The organism is Pseudonocardia sp. (genome assembly GCF_050246655.1).
Lineage (GTDB): Bacteria > Actinomycetota > Actinomycetes > Mycobacteriales > Pseudonocardiaceae > Pseudonocardia.
Genome location: NZ_JBFWVQ010000078.1, coordinates 1 through 17,935, shown reverse-complemented (window position 1 = coordinate 17,935; position 17,935 = coordinate 1). Strand labels below are relative to the sequence as shown.

Below are 17,935 nucleotides of genomic sequence, written 5' to 3'. Positions count from 1 at the left end.
GCGCTGTTCGGGATCTCGCTGCTCTTCCAGCTCGCCGCGTTCGCGCTCGGACCGGTGGGCCCCGATCTGCTCAACACGGCGGGTTTCCTGTGTGTCGCCCTCTACCTCGCGGGGATCGGGGCAGGCAGCTACGGCCGCGCGCGCACCCGGCGGCGCTGACCGGCGCTGACCGGCGCTGACCGGCGCCGGACCGACTGCGCCGCGGTGTCGGGCCGCGGTGTCAGCTCGCGACCAGGCCGTCCAGCTGGGCGAGGCTCATCTGGATGCGCTGTCCGACATCGTCGGCGACGACGATGCGGCGGTCCTTCTGCGTCGACTGCGAGACGGGCCCGAAGGTCGGGACGGGCGTCGGGTCGGACATGGCGCTCCCTCGAGACGGGACATCACGGTCGACCATCGCCACTGATGATCAGTGATGATCACTGATGATCACTATGCCGTTCAGACTACGTCCCGTCCGCCGGTCGGCCGACGGCGGTCCGGGCCCAACCGGCCCGCAGCGGGGCAGTCCCTTGCAGGGGAGATCGTCGGTGGTCGTGGACAGCGTGCGCGCCGAGCAGTGATCCCTCACACGCTGGAGGCGAGGTGCCCAGGAGCCGACGGCTGGTACCTGGTGGTCGTCCGCGGAAGTCACCGTCAGCACAAGCATCCGACCAAGCCCGGTCGGACCACCGTCGCGGGCAAGCCGAGCGCGACGTTGCACCCCCGCGCGGAGCGGAGCCCTGAAGGCCGACCGCTGCGTGCGATGGAGGCCCGCTCGGAACCCGATCCCGGATGAGGGGCGGGTGAGTCCGTGGGGTGCTCCCGGCCGTTCCGCGGCCGGGCGTGATGCCGGCTACCAGCCGCGTTCCTTCCAGGCCGGGATCGACGGCCGCTCGGCGCCGAGCGTCGTGTCGTCGCCGTGGCCCGGGTACACCCACGTCTCGTCCGGCAGGGTGCCGAAGACACGCTCCTCGAGGTCGGCCATCAGCTGGGTGAACGTCGCCTCGTCCCAGGTCTTGCCCGGGCCGCCCGGGAACAGGTTGTCCGCGCTGAACAGGTGCGGTCCGGTCGCGTCGCGGTAGACGAGCGCCAGCGAGCCCGGCGTGTGCCCGCGCAGGTGGATGACCTCCAGCTCGGCGTCCCCGAACCGGATCACGCCGCCGTCCTCGACCAGCTCGTCGGTGGGGATCGGCAGCTCGGGCGCGTCCAGGGGATGGGCGATCGTGCGCGGCTCGAACATGCCCGCGATCGCGCCGAGGGCCTGCCAGTGGTCGGCGTGGCGGTGGGTGGTGATCACCGTGCGCAGCTCGGGCCGGTCGGCGCCGGAGCCGACGAGGTCGGCCAGGCGGTCCGGCTCGTTCGCGGCGTCGATGAGCAGCGCTTCGTTCGTCGCCTTGCAGACCAGCAGGTACGCGTTGTTGTCCATCGGGCCGACGGAGACCTTGGTGATCGTCACGGCCGCGAGGTCGCGGCGGATCGCGGCGCCGCCCGGGTCCGTGTGCCCGCTGTAGGTGTCGAGGACGTCCACGCCTCAGGAGCCTAGACGCCTCGCGCGCATCGCCGCTCGTTCGCGTCCGCGGCGTCCGGGGGTCCGGCGGCGGTCCGCGACCGCCCGGCTCCGACCGTCCCGCCGGTGGCGTTGCCGGTGCTTCTGCCATGCTCGACCGTGTGATCTGTCCCAAGTGCCAGGGCCGCATGCACACCGTCGACCGGCAGGGCCTGCACATCGAGCAGTGCGAGCGGTGCCGCGGGATCTTCCTCGACCACGGCGAGCTGGAGCAGATGCTCGCGGCGGAGCAGCGGTTCTACGGCGGCGGGTACGCCCCGCAGCGCGGGCACGGGGACTCGCCGCGCCCGTACGGCGGTCGATCGGGGCACTACGCCGACTCCCCGCGGCCCTACCGGGGCCGCCCGGACTCCCCGAAGCCGTACGGCCACGCGGGCCACCGCGACTCGCCCCGGCCGTACGGGGGCCATCACCGGGACTCGCCCCGGCCGTACAAGGGCCGCAAGCGCGGGTTCCTCGGCGAGCTCTTCGGCTGAGCGGGGCGGGCCCTGCACCCCGAGATCTGCCCCGTCTGCGGTGAGCGCGGCGACGGCCCGGACGTCGTCGAGGGCCCGGACGGTGCAGCGCTGCGGTGCGGCGCCTGCGGGCACCGCGAACCGTTCGCGCGGCTGCCGCTCTACTGCGTCGCCGGGCCCAGCGCAACGGGCAAGTCCACCGTCGCCCGGCTGCTGGCCCCGCGCGTCGCGGACCGGTTCGTGCTGCTGGAGCAGGACCTGCTCTGGCAGCCCGGCTTCGACGATCCCGCGAACGACCACCGCGGGTTCCGCACGGCCTGGCTACGGCTCGCCGCCGCCATCGGCCAGAACGGGCGACCGGTGCTGCTGTGCGGCACCGTCGTCCCGCCCGAGCTCGAGCCGCTCCCCGAACGGGCCCTGTTCTCGCGGATCCACTACCTCGCGCTCACCGCGCCCGCCGAGGTCCTCGCCGCGCGGCTGCGTGCCCGCCCGGCGTGGCGGGAATGGGACGTGCCGCGCATCGACGAGACCCTGGACTACGCCGCCTGGCTCGCCGGGGCCGCCGCGACCCTCGATCCGCCCGTCACGCTCCTCGACACCGCAGGCCTCGACGCCGCAGGCGTGGCCGACGGCGTCGAGGCCTGGCTGGGCACCGTGTCGAGGTCCGGCTGAGCGCCCGGTCCTCGGTCAGCTGAGCGACGCGAACACCAGGAAACCGATCACCATTCCGAGCACCATGCCCGCGATCGACACGGCGAGGCCGACCTTCGCCAGCCGCTCACCCTTCTTGATCCCCACGCTTGCGCACACGATGCCCGCGATGCCGAACAGCGGCGGAAGGACGATCAGGGCCACCGCGCCCAGGATGATCGACAAGATCGACAGGGTGTTGCCCGGCGCCACCGGGGCGGCGGGCGGCGCGACGTAGCCCTGCTGGGGGTAGGCCTGCGGGTGGGCGTAGCCGTGCTGCTGGGGGAATGCCTGCTGTTGCTGCGGGAAGCCCTGCTGGGCGTACGGGCCGGGAGCTGCGTAGCCGCCCTGCGTCGTGCCCTCCGAGTGGCCGTTCATCTGCCCACCGTCCTCCGTATCGTCGACCGCGACCCCCGCGGCAGGCGGCCACCCTGACAGGGGACGCGGGGCCCGCAGTGATCGAGAGCGATTCCGGAGCCGGGGACGTCACCGTTTCGTCATCGATCGGCACCGGTGATCGGTCCGGGCACGTGCGGCCGGACTGCCGGTAGCGTCGGTGACGTGTCCGTGTCCGACGGCGGGCCGCCCGGGGCCGCCCCGGGCGGGCCCGAACCCCAGCCGGAGGCCCCGAGCCCGTGGGCCGATCCGACGTCGTCGTGGACCGTGCCGGACGTGGCGGCGGGCGCGCCCGCCCGGGTCGACGGAGCTCCCGTCTCGCACGCGGGTGCGGCGGCCGGGCCGACGCAGGCCGCCGGGTCGTGGCCTGCCGCGCCCGCCGGGTTGCCGCCCGCTGCCGGGAGCTGGTCCGGGCAGCCCGCTGCGGGGCCTCACGCAGCCTGGCCTGCCGCGCCCGCCGGGCTGCGGCAGGCGCCCCCCGGGCCGTACGGGTCGTGGCTGCCGCCGCCCCGCCGAGGCCTCGCGGCGCTCGCCGCCCCGGCCGCACCGCGCACCCACCGCTGGGGCCTGCCCGCGTTCCTCCTGGCCGAGGCGGTGTTCCTGCTCGTCTCGGCCGCCGCGGGGGTGCTCCTGATCGGCGGCTCGCTCGGTTCCGACGGCCCACCGGTGGACGTGTGGGTGTTCGTCGTCGCCACCGCCGTGCCCACTCTGGCGGCCGCCGCCGTCGCCGTGGCGGTCACGTGGCTGCGCGGCAACGGTCCCCGGATCGACCTGGGCCTCACCTGGTCGGGACGCGACGTCGCCATCGGACTCGGGCTGGGGTTCGCGGGCCTGTTCGTCAGCACGGCCGCGGCGGCCGTCTGGGTGGCGATCGTCGGGCCGGACGTCAGCTCGGCGGTCGGGGACGCCCTCGACGGCCTCCGGGCGCCGTGGCCGGTGGCGCTCGCGGTGCTCGTCGCGGTGGTGCTCGTCGCGCCGTTCTGCGAGGAGATCCTCTACCGCGGCCTGCTGTGGGGCGCGGTGGAGAAGCTCGGCGCCGGGCCGTGGCTCGCGTTCGTGATCACGACGGTCGTGTTCGCCTTCGCCCACTTCGAGCTGGTCAGGGCGCCGCTGCTGCTCGTGATCGCGATCCCCATCGGGCTCGCCAGGCTGATCACCGGCCGGCTCGGGGCGAGCATCGTCGCCCACTCGGTGAACAACCTGCTGCCCGGCATCGCCCTCTACCTCATGCTCGTCGGCGTGCCGCTGCCCGCTCCGGCGTGACGTCGAACGGCCCTGACAGGCGGTGACGTGCAGCGGGGCTCGGGCGGGCTCACCGTTCGGCGGGTCGTCTGGCACAATGGCCCTTCGGTCCAGCGGCTGGCCCTCTACCGTGCCGCGGCCACCAGGACGTCGAGGAACGTGCAGCTTGTCACCCCACGCGAGCCGCGCGGCCTCACTGCCGCACCACCGATTCGCGAGGAGCACCAACCAGCGTGGCCGTCAAGATCAAGCTGATGCGTCTGGGCAAGATCCGTCAGCCGTACTACCGCGTCGTCGTCGCAGACGCCCGCACCCGCCGCAGCGGCCGGGCGATCGAGACGATCGGCAAGTACCACCCGAAGAACGAGCCGAGCCTGATCGAGATCGACTCGGAGCGCGTCCAGTACTGGCTGGGGGTGGGTGCCCAGCCCACCGAGTCCGTCGAGAGCCTGCTGAAGATCACGGGCGACTGGCAGAGGTTCAAGGGACTGCCCGGTGGCGAGGGCACGCTCAAGCCGCAGCCGGAGAAGGTCGACAGGCTCGCCCGCTTCCAGGCGGCGCTCGCCGCCGCGAACGAGGAGCCCACCACCGAGGCCACCACGCCCCGGAAGAAGGGCGACCGCAGGCCGAAGGCCGACGAGGGCGCCTCCGACAGCGCGGACGCCTCCGGCACCTCGGACGCTCCGGCCGAATGAGCGTCCTGGCCGACGCGCTGGAACACCTTGTCCGGGGGATCGTCGATCATCCGGACGAGGTGCAGGTCGACCTCGTCACCACCCGGCGGGGTCGCACCCTCGAGGTCCGCGTCCACCCCGAGGACCTCGGCAAGGTGATCGGCCGCGGTGGCCGCACCGCCACGGCACTGCGCACCGTCGTGAACGGCATCGGTGGCCGGGGTGTGCGGGTCGATGTCGTCGACACCGACCGGTAGGGCGGCGAACGGGCGTTCGCCGGGCGGCGGCCCTCCCACACCGCCGAGCGGCCGCAGCGAGCGTTCGCGAAGCGAAGGCGACGTCACCGCGACCCCGCTGCTCGTCGGGATCGTCGCGCGTGCGCACGGCCTGCGCGGCGAGGTCGCCGTCGAGGTGCGCACGGACTCCCCGGACGAGCGGTTCGCGCCGGGCGCCCGCCTCGACGCGTGGCGGCCGGGCACGACGGCCGCCGTGCTCACGGTCGCGTCCGTGCGGCCGCACTCGGGCCGCCTGCTCGTGACGTTCGCCGAGGCGCCGGACCGGGCGTCGGCGGAGGCGCTGCGCGGCACCCGGCTCACGGTGGACGCCGGGGCTCTCCCGACCATCGAGGACCCCGACGAGTTCCACGTCCACCAGCTCGAGGGCCTGCGGGCGGAGCTCGCGTCCGGCGAGGTGGTCGGCACCGTCCGGGAGGTCGTCCACGGCCCCGGGGGTGAGCTGCTCGTCCTCGCCCGGCCCGATCTGCCGGACGCGCTCGTCCCCTTCGTGCGGGAGATCGTGCCCACCGTCGACCTGAGCGACGGCCGCGTCGTGCTGGATCCCCCCGAGGGTCTGCTGGACTGACTGCTCAGGCGCCCGGTGAGCCGGTCCCTCCTCGGCCGGCCGGAGAGGGCTCTGCGAGCATCGCCGCCGTGCGGTTCGACGTCGTGACGATCTTCCCCGGCTACCTCGCGCCCTTGCGCGAGGCCCTGCTGGGACGGGCGATCGCGGCCGGGCTGGTCGACGTCGCGGTGCACGACCTGCGGGACTGGACCCACGACGTGCACCAGGCCGTCGACGACGCCCCGTACGGCGGCGGGCCGGGCATGGTCATGCGGCCGCAGGTGTGGGGGGAGGCGCTCGACGCCGTGCTCGCCGCCGATCCGCGGCCCGCGCGGCTGGTCGTCCCCACTCCGGCCGGCGTCCCGTTCACACAGGCGACGGCCGTCCGCTGGGCGGAGGAGGAGCGGCTCGTGTTCGCCTGCGGGCGGTACGAGGGGATCGACCAGCGGGTCGTCGACCACTACGCGCGGGCCCTCCCGGTGGAGGAGGTCAGCATCGGCGACTACGTGCTCGTCGGCGGCGAGGTGGCGGTGCTGGTGATGGTCGAGGCCACGGTCCGGCTCCTGCCGGGGGTGCTGGGCAACCCGGCGTCCGCCGAACAGGACTCGTTCTCGGACGGGCTGCTCGAAGGCCCGGCATACACCCGGCCGGAGACGTGGCGGGGCCTCGCCGTCCCGCCGGTGCTGCGCAGCGGCAACCACGCCGCGATCGCCCGATGGCGCAGGGACCGGGCCCTCGAACGCACCGCGGCACGCCGCCCGGACCTGCTCGACGCGCTCCCGCCGGACGCGCTGGACCGCGCGGACCGCGCCGTGCTGGACGCCACCGGCGCCACCGCCCGGCCGGTGTCGTCCCCGCCGCACGCGTCTGGCACTATGGACCGGATGCCAGCGGCCGGCGCCTGCGAGCCGCCGCACCCGGCGCCAGCACCCCCGCACGGAGCGGCGCCGCCGCACGACGGCGACAGATGACATGAGGACGGACCCTTCGCGATGAACACCCTGGACGCCCTGGACGCGCAGACGCTGCGATCCGACATCCCCGCCTTCCGCCCGGGTGACACTCTGAAGGTGCACGTGAAGGTCATCGAGGGCAACCGCTCCCGCATCCAGGTCTTCCAGGGTGTGGTGATCCGCCGGCAGGGCTCCGGTGCCCGGGAGACGTTCACCGTCCGCAAGGTGTCGTTCGGTGTCGGCGTCGAGCGCACCTTCCCGGTGCACTCCCCGAATATCGACAAGATCGAGGTCTTCACCCGCGGCGACGTCCGCCGGGCGAAGCTGTACTACCTGCGCGAGCTCCGCGGCAAGGCGGCCAAGATCAAGGAGAAGCGCGAGGCGCCCACCGCGTCCTGAACGGGTTCGATCGCTCACGCTGAATCGACACAGGTGACGTAGCCTCGTGGCCGTGGCGCTACCGGAGCTTCCCGAGGAGCGGCGGGCCGAACCCCGGCGCGCCGGGTCGACGAGGGGGCAGGTGTCGCCACACGGCCCGGGGGCCGGCGTGCCCGTGGAGGCACGGGCGGACGGGCTCGATCAGGGCCGCCACGGTGCGTCCGCGAGCGGTCGGCCGGCGGGGGTGCCACAGCATCCGTCCGGCACGGGACGGCACGCCGCGCCCGCCGCGGACGGACCGCCGCCCGCGCGGCTCGGCACTCCGCCCGGCCGCGCGTCGGCGGGCGGGGTCTCCGGCAGGCGCGGTTCCGGGGCGGGAATGCCGAACGGTGCGCCGGGTCCGAACGGCAACGGACCGCCCGGCGCCCGGCAGAACGGCGACCGTCAGAACGGTAGTGCCCCGAACGGCGGGGGCCCGAACGGCGGAAGCTCGAACGGTGGGGGCCCGAACGGCAACCGGTCGAGCACCACCCCGGGCGGCCGGGCCGCCGGCACCCGCGACACGACCGGGCGCGGACCCGATCGGCCGGCCGCCCCCGCCCGCAACGACGGCGGCCCCGACGGACGGTACGACCGCCCCGGCGCACCCGGCGCACCCGGCGCACCCGGCGGCGCAATGGCGGATGGCCGGATGCCCGGCTCCACCGGCGCGGGGCCGGGAGCTCCAGGCGGTCGCGACGGACGTTCCGACGTGCCCGGCCGCGGCGCTGGCGGCCCGGGGTCGCGCGGTGGCCATGGTGGCGGCACCGGCACGCCCGGCGCACCGTCCGGTCCGGGCGGCCCGCCTCCGGTCGGCGCGCCCGGGTTCCCGCCGAACGGCGAGGTGCCGGGGCGCAACGGCACGTCCCCGAACCGCAACGGCACCGGCCCCGGTGCGCCCCGCCACGGCAGGCAGGCTCCGCCCCTGCGCATCGGCGCCCACCGGGTCGGGCGCGCCATTCCCGTCCGGACGCCGCTGCGTCCGCCCGCTCCGCCCGCCGACGACCGTCCCACGACCGACCTCGGCGGCGTCGCCGACGCCGTCGAGACGGAGGCTTTCGCGGCCGTCGAGGCCCCCGAGGGCGCCGTCCCGGGGCCCGCCCCGGCCGAGTCGCTCGCCGACCCGCCTGCCGACCCGCCGTCGGGGGATCCCGGTGCGCCGGACGCGGCCGAGGAGCAGGCGCCCGCCGAGCCCGCCTCCGGCGAACCCGCCCGACGGCGTCGCCGGGCTGGCGAGTCCGCGGACGAGCGACCGGCCTCGTCCTACCGGACCAGGCCCGCGAAGGGCACCCGGCGGCCGAAGTCGGGGCGCCGTCGCCGCCCGGCGTTCTGGAAGGAGCTGCCGCTGCTCGTGGTGGTGGCGCTCATGCTCACCTTCCTCATCCAGACGTTCCTGGCGAAGGTCTACGTGATCCCGTCCGGGTCGATGGAGACCACGCTGCACGGCTGCACCGGGTGCGTGAACGACCGGGTGCTCGTCGACAAGGTCAGCTACCGGTTCGGCGAGCCGCAGCCCGGAGACGTCGTCGTCTTCCGCGGCCCGGACAGCTGGGCCAGCGAGGTCGAGGTGGATCCGCCGGACAGCGCGATCCTGCGCGGCCTGCAGCAGTTCGGCTCGCTGATCGGGCTCGCGCCGCCCAACGAGAAGGACTTCGTCAAGCGGGTTATCGCGGTGGGCGGGCAGACGGTGCAGTGCTGCGACGCGGCGAACCGCGTGCTCGTCGACGGCGAGCCTCTGGAGGAGCCCTACATCTACTACCTCCCCGAGGCGGGCCGGGCGCTCCAGCAGGGCTTCGGGCCGTACGTGGTGCCCCGCGGCTACCTGTGGATGATGGGCGACAGCCGCAACAACTCGGCGGACTCCCGGGCCACCGGCCACGGTCCCGTCCCGATCGACAACGTGATCGGCAAGGCCCAGTTCATCGTGCTGCCCGTCACGCGGGTGTCGTCGATCGAGGCGGTCAACCCGCAGGCCCCGGCCGTGGGCATGGGTGCATCGCCGGACGTCGGCGCTCCGACGGCGGTCGGCCTGCTCGTCGCCCTGCCCCTCTGGTGGCGCCGGCGGGCGCGCTGGACCGACCCGGACGGCCCCGACGAGTTCCTGCCCGGCCGCCCCCGGCCCCGCGGCTGAACCGGGACGACCCGCCCGCATGCCCGCTCGCACGACCCGTCCGGCCCGGCGCCCGCAGAAGCAGCGTCTCGACCTGCCCTGGCGGCCCGATCGCGCCGTCGTGCGCCGGTCGGCGGGCAACTGGACGCTGCAGGCCACGCTGCACCGCCACGGCCTCGGCCCGGTCGCCGGGGTGGACGAGGCGGGCCGAGGGGCGTGTGCCGGCCCCCTGGTCGTCGCTGCGTGCGTGCTGCGCCCCGGTGACGCCCGCCGTCTGGAGGGCCTCACGGACTCGAAGCTGCTCACCCCCACGGCCCGTGCGGAGTACTTCGCGGTGATCGTCCGCCGCGCGCAGGACCACGCGATCGTCGTGATCCCGCCGGAGGAGGTGGACCGGCGCGGCGTCCACGTCGCCAACGTCGAGGGCATGCGCCGCGCGGTCGCGGCGCTCGCGCAGCCGCCCGGCTACGTGCTCACCGACGGGTTCGCGGTGCGCGGGTTCGGCAGGCCCGCGCTCGCGGTGCCGAAGGGCGACCAGGCGGCGGCGTGCGTGGCGGCGGCGTCCGTGCTCGCGAAGGTGACGAGGGACCGGATCCTCACCGCGCTGGACACCGAGCACCCCGGCTACGGGTTCGCCGAGCACAAGGGCTACTGCACTCCGGCGCACGATGCCGCGCTGGCCCTGCTCGGGCCGAGCCCCGTGCACCGGTACTCGTTCGTCAACGTGCGGTCCCTCGTCGGGCGCGAGGCGGGACTGGTGGACAATGGGGGCGAGGTCGTGGCCGTAGACGTGGCTGCGGCCGGGATCGTGGACGTCGAAGGGGCACCGTCGTGAGTGCGGAGGATCTCGAGAAGTACGAGACCGAGATGGAGCTCACGCTCTACAAGGAGTACCGGGACATCGTGTCCCAGTTCGCCTATGTCGTGGAGACCGAGCGCCGGTTCTACCTCGCCAACTCGGTGCAGCTCGACGCCCGCAACGCCGACGGTGAGATCTATTTCGAGCTGCGGATGTCGGACGCATGGGTGTGGGACATGTACCGCCCGGCGCGCTTCGTGAAGAACGTCCGGGTCCTCACGTTCAAGGACGTCAATGTCGAGGAGCTCGACAAGCCGGACCTGCGGCTGCCGGAGGGCAACCAGTTCGGCAGCTGAGTTGTCCACCTCGCCCCGAGTTGTCCACAGGAGACGATGAAGGGGGTGCGCCGGACCCCTCGCACGCCCCAGCCTGGAGGGCATGACAGCGAAGGACGAGCTGGGCCGCCACGGCGAGGACATCGCCGTCGAGTACCTGGAACGACGCGGTCTCGTCGTGCTGGACCGCAACTGGCGGTGTCGCGAGGGTGAGCTGGACGTGGTCTGCGTCCAGGGCGAGCGCCTCGTGGTGTGCGAGGTCAAGACCCGCTCGTGCACGCGGTTCGGTGAGCCCGCCGAGGCGGTGACACCCCGCAAGGCGGTCAAGGTGCGGCGGGCCGCGCAGGCGTGGTTGACCACCCGCGGCGTCGGGTGGACGGAGGTGCGGTTCGACGTCGTCGCGGTCGTCGCCGAGCCCGGCCGCCCGACGACGCTGCAGCACTTCGAGGCGGCGTTCTGATGGGGCTCGCGCGGGCGTGGGCCGTCACGCTGCACGGCGTCGCCGGGCACCTGGTCGAGATCGAGGCGGACGTCGGTGGCGGCCTGCCGGGGCTGCACCTGGTCGGACTGCCGGACGCGGTCCTCAACGAGTCGCGCGACCGCGTCCGCGCGGCGGTCGTCAACTCCGGGCGGTCCTGGCCGGGGGAGCGGATCCTGCTGGCACTCTCGCCCGCCACGATCCGCAAGACCGGCGCCGGGTTCGACCTCGGTCTCGCCTGCGCGGTGCTCGCGGCGAAGGACGTCGTGCCACAGACCGCGTTGGACTCCACGCTGCTGATCGGCGAGCTGGCGCTGGACGGGCGGTTGCGCACCGTCCCGGGGGTGCTGCCGTGCCTGCTGGCGGCCCGCCGGGCGGGGCTGCGCCGCGTCGTCGTGCCGGTGGCGGCGCTCGCCGAGGCGGCACTCGTGGAGGGGGTCGAGGTCCACGGCGCGGCGACGCTCGGCGAGGTCCTGCTCTGGCTGCGCGGCGAAGGCGTGCTGCGGGCGCCCGACCCGGCCGTTCGCGCGGGGGTCGAGTCGGCGCCCGATCTCGCGGACGTGGTGGGGCAGGAGGACGGGCGGCGCGCGCTCGAGATCGCGGCGGCTGGCGGGCACCACCTGCTGCTCGTCGGTCCGCCCGGCAGTGGCAAGACGATGCTGGCGCGCCGGCTCGTCGGGCTGCTGCCGAGGCTCGCGCCGGACGAGGCGCTGGAGCTCGCGTCCATCCGTTCGGTCGCCGGGGCGCTGCCGGCGGACGGTCCGCTGTCGACGGTCGCGCCGATGGTGGCGCCGCACCACTCCAGCTCGATGGCAGCACTCATCGGCGGCGGCAGCCGGATCGCGCGGCCGGGTGCGGTCTCGCTCGCCCACCGCGGAGTCCTGTTCGTCGACGAGGCCCCCGAGCTCAAGGCCCACCTGCTCGACGCGCTGCGCACGCCGCTGGAGGAGGGTGAGGTGCGGCTCGCGCGCTCCGGTGGCACCGTCACCTACCCGGCACGGTTCCAGCTGGTGCTCGCCGCCAACCCGTGCCCGTGCGCGCCCGCGCTGGATCGGGACTGCCTGTGCTCGTCGCTCACGCGGCGCCGCTACCTCGGGCGGCTCTCCGGGCCGCTGCTGGACCGCGTCGACCTGCGAGCCCGGATGCTGCCCGTCACCGGGTTCGCGGCGCCGTCGGGGCGGTCCGAGGACACCGCCACCGTGCGGGAGCGGGTGCTCACAGCTCGCTCCGCGGCACTCGAGCGCTGGGCCACGCACGGGTGGCGATCGAACAACGAGGTGCCCGGCCCGGCGCTGCGCGGGCCCTTCGCGCTGCCGCGAGCGGCCGTCCGTCCGCTGGACCGGGCGTTGCGGGCGGGTGAGCTGACCGCCCGGGGTGCCGACCGCGCGCTGCGGGTCGCGTGGAGCATCGGCGACCTCGCGGGCCTGGAGCGGCCCGGGCCGGACGAGGTCGAGAGCGCGCTCTACTACCGGGACCGGAGAGTGGCATGACCCCGACCGAGCAGGTCCGGGTCGCCCGGGCCTACCTGTCGCGGGTGGCCGAGCCGCCCGCGGCGCCGGTGGTCGCGTTCGTCGCCGAGGTGGGGCCGGTCGAGGCGGCGGCACGGATCCGGCGCGGCGAGGTGCCCGAGGCGGTCGCGAAGCGCACGGCGGCGCGGCGCACGGTCGACCGGGCGGCGGCCGATCTCGCCGCCGCGGCCGGGTGCGGAGCGCGCCTGGTGGTGCCCGAGGACGAGGAGTGGCCGCACTGGACGTTCCTGCCGCTGGACCGCTGCCCTGACGAGGAGCTCGCCGCGCCCCTTGCGCTGTGGGCGCGGGGGCCCGGGCGGCTGGACGAGCTCACCGGCAGCGCCGTGGCGATCGTGGGGTCCCGCAACGCCACCGGCTACGGGAGCCACGTGTCGGGCGAGCTTGCGGCGGGAGCGGCCGACCGCGGGTTCACCGTGGTGTCGGGGGCGGCCCTGGGCATCGACGGCGCGGCGCACCGCGGCGCCCTCGCCGTGGACGGCCCGACGATCGCGGTGCTCGCCTGCGGGATCGACCGCGCCTACCCGGCGGCCCACGACACCCTCCTCGGCCGGATCGCGGCCACCGCTCTGGTCGTGAGCGAGTACCCGCCGGGCTCGGTGCCGGCCCGGCACCGCTTCCTCGTCCGCAACCGGCTCATCGCGGGCCTCGCCGCGGGCACGGTGGTGGTCGAGGCGGGATTGCGCAGCGGGGCGGCCCGCACGGCGGGCGACACGGCCGCGCTCGGACGTCCGGTGATGGCGGTGCCCGGCCGGGTCACGGACGGCGCGGCCGCGGGCTGCCACCAGCTGATCCGCCGCGGCGCGGTGCTCGTCACCCGCACCGAGGAGGTGCTGGAGGTCGTCGGCCGGATCGGGCTCGACCTGGCAAGTCCCGAGGAGGCGCCGCCTGCCGGTCCGGTGGACGGTCTGGACCGGGGTGCGGCCCTGGTGCACGACGCGCTCCCCTCGCGTGGCGCGCGCGACACCCGCTGGATCGCGATGGAGGCCGCGCTCACCACCGAGGAGGTCCGCAGGGCGCTCGTCGACCTCGAGCGGCGCGGGCTGGCCGAGTTGTGCGACGAGGGCTGGCGGCGGGTCGTGTCGCGCGCCTGACCGGGCCGCGTGTCCCGGATGTCCGAACAGGCCGTCCGAGGGGCGACGCGGCGGCCGCGGTGCTTGACCCGCACCGGTCCGGGCGCGACGGTGCGTCGCATGCCCACGCCTCCGCCGCTTCCCGCCGATGCGGCCGCTGCGCTGGAGCGGTTCCGCATCCACCTCGACCGGGAGCGGGGGCGGTCGGCGCACACCATCCGGGCTTACATCGGCGATCTCACCGGTCTGCTCGCGACGGTGCCGTCCGTCGCAGCACTGGATCTCGGGGCCCTGCGGCGCTGGCTCGCCGCCCAGCACGCCGGGGGCGCGAGCCGCGCCACGCTGGCCCGCCGCGCGGCGGCGGCGCGGACCTTCACCGCCTGGGCGCACCGGGCGGGCCTGCTCGCCGCGGACCCGGCGGCGCGGCTGTCGTCACCGCGGGCCACAGCGGCACTCCCCGCGGTGCCGGACGGCGACACGATGCGGGTGGTGCTGGACGCGGCGACGGCGGGCGCGGCCGAGGGCGACCCGCTGGCCGTGCGGGACCTGGTGGCGCTGGAGGTGCTCTACGGCACCGGCATCCGGGTCGGCGAGCTGTGCGCGCTCGACATCGACGATGTCGACCGGTCCCGCCGCACGCTGCGGGTCCTCGGCAAGGGCGCGCGCGAACGGACGGTCCCCTACGGCGTGCCCGCGGCCCGGGCGCTGGACCGCTGGCTCCCGGACGCGCGCGCCACGCTCGTGACGCCGTCGTCGCCGCCCGCGCTGCTGCTCGGCGCCCGGGGCGGACGGCTGGATCAGCGGATCGTCCGGGCGACGGTGCGTGACGCGGTCTCGGCGGCGCCGGGAACCCCCGCGACCGGGCCGCACGGCCTGCGGCACGCCGCGGCCACCCACATGCTCGAACGGGGTGCGGATCTGCGGTTTGTGCAGGAGCTGCTCGGCCACGCGCAGCTGGCCAGCACGCAGCTCTACACGCACGTCACGGTCGAACGGCTGCGGGCAGCGCACGAGCAGGCGCACCCGAGGGCCTGAGGCGGCCCGGGCTCAGGGGTCGTTGGGGCCGACGGGTCGGCGCGCTCGTCGGTCAGGGGTCGGGGGTCGGGGTACTGCCCGGCCGCCCGCCTCCGAGGGGGGTGGGGGTGGCGCGGCGGCCGTCGGCAGGAGGTCGGCTCGGTCGTCGGTCGGGCTGCCGGGGGTGACCTCGCCGCGCTGGCAGGGTTGGTCACCGGTTCCAGCGAGCGGCTCGTGGTCGGGGGTCAGGGGTCGGCGCCTGCGCACCCCCCGGCCACCCGCCTCCGCTGGGGCCGTGCGACCGGCCCGTCGCACACATGTTCGAGCGGTCGCACACACCGCCGGGGTGTCGCACACACCGCCGGCGGTATGTGTGAACACCGCGAGATATGTGCGACCGCAGGGAGGTGTGTGCGACCGCGGGCGTGACGTGGCCGGTGGGTCCCCGGGCGCCCCGGTGCCGTCCCCGACGACGCACGGCGCCGGACAGCTCCGCGGTCACAGCGGCCACGGCTCGGGTGTGGGCAGGAGCCGCACGTGCGGCGGGCGGAGGAGCACGAGGGGATCGAGGTAGTCCCACCGGTCCCGGCGCACGCCCCAGTGCAGGCAGGCGCCCGGACAGCCGGGATGACCCGCGTCGAGCGTGCCGAGCACGATGCCGCGCCGCACCGCAGCACCTGCCGTGACCGCCGCCGTCACCGGCTCGTAGGTGGTGCGCAGGCCGTCGGCGTGCAGGACGGACACGACCCCCCGGCCGGCGAGCACGCCCGCGTGGACGACGACGCCGTCGGCGGCGGCGAGCACGGGTTGTCCCGGTGTGCCCGCGAGGTCGACCCCACGGTGACCGCGACCGAACCGGAAGTCCGGCTCGTCGAACGCGGTGAGCACGGCGGGCGGCGGCAGTAGCGGCCACGCGTAGGACGCACCCGGCGCGACCACCCCGGCCCCCGGAGGCGGCTCGGGCGGGTCAGGGGTCGCGGTGTCCCCGGGAGGGTCGGGCGCCGGCGCGGTCGCGGCGTGTGCAGCCGGCACCACGGGAGGATCAGCGCCACCGGCGGCCGAGACCGGCGGGGTAGCTGCCGTCGGTGGGATACGCGGACCCGGCACGGGTGCTGCCGCCCTTACCGCTCCCGCCAGCGTGCCCGGATCCGCTTCCGCCGGCGCGGTCCGCCCCGCACCTGCCAAAGCGGCCGAACGTGCTCTCGCCAGCGCGGCCGGACCCGCCACCTGCAGCGCACCCGGACCCGCTCCCGCCAGCAAGGCCGGACCCGCCCCCGCCCCCGCCGCCGGACCCGCCCCCGCCGCCGGACCCGCCCCCACCACCAGAGCCGGACCCGCCACCTGCAGCGCCAGCGCCAGCTGCAGCGCGACCACGACGAACCGTACGATCCACACGAACCGCCGTGCCCACCAACCCCGTCCGTCCACCCGGCCAGACTGGGCCTACCGCGGCGGTCGCCGACACCCCCATGGCGCCGGCTGTGGATCAGCCGGCGCGAGGTGGACAACCGCGGACTCCGCCGTCGGGGGAGGACGCCGCCGGGCGTACACTCGCCGGTGCACCCGCTGCCGCGGGTGACTTCGCGCGCTCGCGCGCCCCGTTTCCTCCGGGGCGACGGCGATCGGGCGGTCCCGCACCGACTCCTCGGAGGAGTGGACGGGTTCCGGTCGCCGAAGCGGACGCCAGGGCGGTGCCGCCGACCGGCGGACCGCGACAACCGCGATCGCGGTGGCTGCCCGGCAGCGCCGCGGAAGGACGGGTGAGCACCGGCCATGGCCGTCGTCACCATGAAGCAGCTGCTGGACTCGGGTGTCCACTTCGGCCACCAGACCCGCCGCTGGAACCCGAAGATGAAGCGCTACATCCTCACCGAGCGCAACGGCATCTACATCATCGACCTGCAGCAGACGCTGTCCTACATCGACCGCGCGTACGAGTTCGTGCGCGAGACGGTGGCGCACGGCGGCACGATCATGTTCGTCGGCACGAAGAAGCAGGCGCAGGAGGCCATCGCCGACGAGGCGGGCCGGGTCAACATGCCGTACGTCAACCAGCGGTGGCTCGGCGGGATGCTCACGAACTTCCAGACCGTGCACAAGCGGCTGCAGCGCCTCAAGGAGCTGGAGTCGATGGAGCAGACGGGTGGCTTCGAGGGTCGCACCAAGAAGGAGATCCTCATGCTCACCCGCGAGAAGGACAAGCTCGAGAAGACCCTCGGCGGCATCCGCGACATGGCGAAGGTCCCCAGCGCGATCTGGGTGGTCGACACCAAGAAGGAGCACATCGCCGTGGGCGAGGCCCGCAAGCTGGGCATCCCGGTGGTGTCGATCCTCGACACGAACTGCGACCCGGACGAGGTCGACTACCCGATCCCGGGCAACGACGACGCGATCCGGTCGGCGGCCCTGCTCACCCGCGTCGTGGCGCAGGCGGCGGCGGACGGGCTGATGCAGCGGGCCGCACGCGCTCGCGGCGGCGACGGCGGGGAGAAGCCGGAGGGCGTGGCGGGCGACGAGCCGCTGGCCGAGTGGGAGCAGGAGCTGCTCGCCAGCGGTGCCGGTTCGGACGGCGCGAGCCTCGCCTCCGCCAGTGGCACCCCCGAGCCGGCCGGAGCCAGCACCAACGGCACCCAGCAGAACGCCGGCTGACGAGCCAAGGACGAGTAGGACGAGGACGAGTAGGACGATGGCGAACTACACCGCCGCGGACGTGAAGCGGCTCCGCGAGCTCACCGGCGCGGGCATGATGGACTGCAAGAAGGCCCTCGAGGAGTCCGCGGGCGACCTGGAGAAGGCCGTCGAGCTCCTGCGCATCAAGGGTGCCAAGGACGTGGGCAAGCGCGCGGAGCGCGCCACCTCGAACGGCCTGGTCGCGGCTTCCGGCGGCACGATGGTCGAGCTGAACTGCGAGACGGACTTCGTCGCGAAGAGCGACGACTTCCAGGCGCTCGCCCAGAAGATCCTCCAGGTCGCCGTGGCCGAGAAGCCCGACGACCTCGACGCGCTCAAGGCGCTGGAGCTGGACGGCAGCACGGTCGCGGACGCGGTGCAGGCCCTGTCGGCCCGCATCGGCGAGAAGCTGGAGCTGCGCCGCTACATCCACATCGACGGCCCGGTGGCGCTCTACCTGCACCGCCGTGCCACCGACCTGCCGCCCGCGATCGGCGCGATCGTCTCCTTCGACGGCGCGAACGACGAGGTGGCGCGCGGGGTCGCGATGCAGGTGGCGGCGGCCCGTCCGCAGTACACGACCCGCGACCAGGTCCCGGGCGACGTGGTGGAGAACGAGCGCCGCATCGCCGAGGCCACGGCCCGCGAGGAGGGCAAGCCGGAGCAGGTGCTGCCGCGCATCGTCGAGGGCCGCATCAACGGCTTCTACAAGGA

The 17,935-nt window shown here is 75.0% G+C and carries 21 protein-coding genes and 1 pseudogene; 18 read left to right on the top strand and 4 right to left on the bottom strand.

What is annotated here, in order from left to right; genetic code table 11:
• Positions 1 to 220: 220 nt before the first annotated feature.
• Positions 221 to 361 carry a hypothetical protein gene (locus AB7J25_RS21525; protein WP_428511432.1) on the bottom strand — a complete coding sequence of 47 codons (141 nt, stop codon included), beginning with the start codon at positions 359 to 361 and terminating at the stop codon, positions 221 to 223.
• A gap of 54 nt (positions 362 to 415) precedes the next feature.
• Between AB7J25_RS21525 and AB7J25_RS21520 the strand changes: the two genes are divergently transcribed.
• A complete protein-coding gene (locus tag AB7J25_RS21520) occupies positions 416 to 778 on the top strand; it encodes a type II toxin-antitoxin system HicA family toxin (protein ID WP_428511430.1) in 363 nt (120 codons plus the stop codon).
• 57 nt (positions 779 to 835) lie between these two features.
• Here the strand turns inward: AB7J25_RS21520 and AB7J25_RS21515 are convergent, their stop codons facing one another.
• The gene (locus AB7J25_RS21515; RefSeq protein WP_428511428.1) at positions 836 to 1,510 is read right to left on the bottom strand and encodes an MBL fold metallo-hydrolase; all 675 of its coding nucleotides are present in this window, start codon (positions 1,508 to 1,510) and stop codon (positions 836 to 838) included.
• Positions 1,511 to 1,638: 128 nt separating this feature from the next.
• Between AB7J25_RS21515 and AB7J25_RS21510 the strand changes: the two genes are divergently transcribed.
• Positions 1,639 to 2,025: a zf-TFIIB domain-containing protein gene (locus tag AB7J25_RS21510; RefSeq protein ID WP_428511426.1), complete on the top strand. Its 387-nt coding sequence runs from the start codon at positions 1,639 to 1,641 to the stop codon at positions 2,023 to 2,025.
• A 219-nt stretch (positions 2,026 to 2,244) separates the two neighbouring features.
• Positions 2,245 to 2,676 carry a nucleoside kinase gene (locus AB7J25_RS21505; protein WP_428511424.1) on the top strand — a complete coding sequence of 144 codons (432 nt, stop codon included), beginning with the start codon at positions 2,245 to 2,247 and terminating at the stop codon, positions 2,674 to 2,676.
• Between the two features lie 15 nt (positions 2,677 to 2,691).
• On the opposite strand, the gene AB7J25_RS21500 is transcribed toward AB7J25_RS21505, so the two are convergent.
• Entirely contained in the window at positions 2,692 to 3,072 is a 381-nt protein-coding gene (locus AB7J25_RS21500) for a hypothetical protein (protein ID WP_428511422.1), read from the bottom strand.
• Between the two features lie 183 nt (positions 3,073 to 3,255).
• Between AB7J25_RS21500 and AB7J25_RS21495 the strand changes: the two genes are divergently transcribed.
• The 13 genes and pseudogenes from AB7J25_RS21495 (at position 3,256) to AB7J25_RS21435 (ending at position 14,572) form a co-directional block, all read left to right on the top strand.
• Positions 3,256 to 4,353: a lysostaphin resistance A-like protein gene (locus tag AB7J25_RS21495; RefSeq protein WP_428511420.1), complete on the top strand. Its 1,098-nt coding sequence runs from the start codon at positions 3,256 to 3,258 to the stop codon at positions 4,351 to 4,353.
• Between the two features lie 212 nt (positions 4,354 to 4,565).
• Positions 4,566 to 5,027, top strand: coding sequence for a 30S ribosomal protein S16 (gene rpsP, locus AB7J25_RS21490; RefSeq protein WP_428511418.1), 462 nt, complete (start codon positions 4,566 to 4,568; stop codon positions 5,025 to 5,027).
• The gene (locus AB7J25_RS21485; protein WP_428511416.1) at positions 5,024 to 5,263 is read left to right on the top strand and encodes an RNA-binding protein; all 240 of its coding nucleotides are present in this window, start codon (positions 5,024 to 5,026) and stop codon (positions 5,261 to 5,263) included. Before rpsP ends, AB7J25_RS21485 begins: the two co-directional genes overlap by 4 nt.
• Entirely contained in the window at positions 5,241 to 5,867 is a 627-nt protein-coding gene (gene rimM, locus AB7J25_RS21480; RefSeq protein WP_428511414.1) for a ribosome maturation factor RimM, read from the top strand. The genes AB7J25_RS21485 and rimM overlap by 23 nt, the downstream gene beginning before the upstream one ends.
• A 68-nt stretch (positions 5,868 to 5,935) precedes the next feature.
• A pseudogene (gene trmD / locus AB7J25_RS21475) lies at positions 5,936 to 6,673 on the top strand (tRNA (guanosine(37)-N1)-methyltransferase TrmD); the annotation flags it as partial.
• A 165-nt stretch (positions 6,674 to 6,838) separates the two neighbouring features.
• Positions 6,839 to 7,198, top strand: coding sequence for a 50S ribosomal protein L19 (rplS, locus tag AB7J25_RS21470; RefSeq protein ID WP_428511412.1), 360 nt, complete (start codon positions 6,839 to 6,841; stop codon positions 7,196 to 7,198).
• Between the two features lie 730 nt (positions 7,199 to 7,928).
• Positions 7,929 to 9,347, top strand: a complete 1,419-nt coding sequence (gene lepB, locus AB7J25_RS21465) for a signal peptidase I (RefSeq protein WP_428511410.1) — start codon at positions 7,929 to 7,931, stop codon at positions 9,345 to 9,347.
• Between the two features lie 19 nt (positions 9,348 to 9,366).
• Positions 9,367 to 10,161, top strand: a complete 795-nt coding sequence (locus AB7J25_RS21460; RefSeq protein WP_428511408.1) for a ribonuclease HII — start codon at positions 9,367 to 9,369, stop codon at positions 10,159 to 10,161.
• A complete protein-coding gene (locus AB7J25_RS21455) occupies positions 10,158 to 10,481 on the top strand; it encodes a DUF2469 domain-containing protein (protein ID WP_428511406.1) in 324 nt (107 codons plus the stop codon). Before AB7J25_RS21460 ends, AB7J25_RS21455 begins: the two co-directional genes overlap by 4 nt.
• A gap of 82 nt (positions 10,482 to 10,563) precedes the next feature.
• The gene (locus tag AB7J25_RS21450) at positions 10,564 to 10,920 is read left to right on the top strand and encodes a YraN family protein (protein ID WP_428511404.1); all 357 of its coding nucleotides are present in this window, start codon (positions 10,564 to 10,566) and stop codon (positions 10,918 to 10,920) included.
• On the top strand, positions 10,920 to 12,428 hold the full coding sequence (locus AB7J25_RS21445) for a YifB family Mg chelatase-like AAA ATPase (protein WP_428511402.1): 1,509 nt from the start codon (positions 10,920 to 10,922) through the stop codon (positions 12,426 to 12,428). Before AB7J25_RS21450 ends, AB7J25_RS21445 begins: the two co-directional genes overlap by 1 nt.
• Positions 12,425 to 13,558, top strand: coding sequence for a DNA-processing protein DprA (gene dprA, locus AB7J25_RS21440; RefSeq protein ID WP_428511400.1), 1,134 nt, complete (start codon positions 12,425 to 12,427; stop codon positions 13,556 to 13,558). The genes AB7J25_RS21445 and dprA overlap by 4 nt, the downstream gene beginning before the upstream one ends.
• 99 nt (positions 13,559 to 13,657) lie before the next feature.
• A complete protein-coding gene (locus AB7J25_RS21435; protein WP_428511398.1) occupies positions 13,658 to 14,572 on the top strand; it encodes a tyrosine-type recombinase/integrase in 915 nt (304 codons plus the stop codon).
• A 477-nt stretch (positions 14,573 to 15,049) separates the two neighbouring features.
• Here the strand turns inward: AB7J25_RS21435 and AB7J25_RS21430 are convergent, their stop codons facing one another.
• The gene (locus AB7J25_RS21430) at positions 15,050 to 15,583 is read right to left on the bottom strand and encodes a M23 family metallopeptidase (protein WP_428511396.1); all 534 of its coding nucleotides are present in this window, start codon (positions 15,581 to 15,583) and stop codon (positions 15,050 to 15,052) included.
• Positions 15,584 to 16,324: 741 nt separating this feature from the next.
• Between AB7J25_RS21430 and rpsB the strand changes: the two genes are divergently transcribed.
• A complete protein-coding gene (rpsB, locus tag AB7J25_RS21425; protein WP_428511394.1) occupies positions 16,325 to 17,200 on the top strand; it encodes a 30S ribosomal protein S2 in 876 nt (291 codons plus the stop codon).
• A 37-nt stretch (positions 17,201 to 17,237) separates the two neighbouring features.
• Positions 17,238 to 17,935: translation elongation factor Ts (tsf, locus tag AB7J25_RS21420; protein WP_428511392.1), on the top strand; the 698-nt coding region annotated here is incomplete at its 3' end.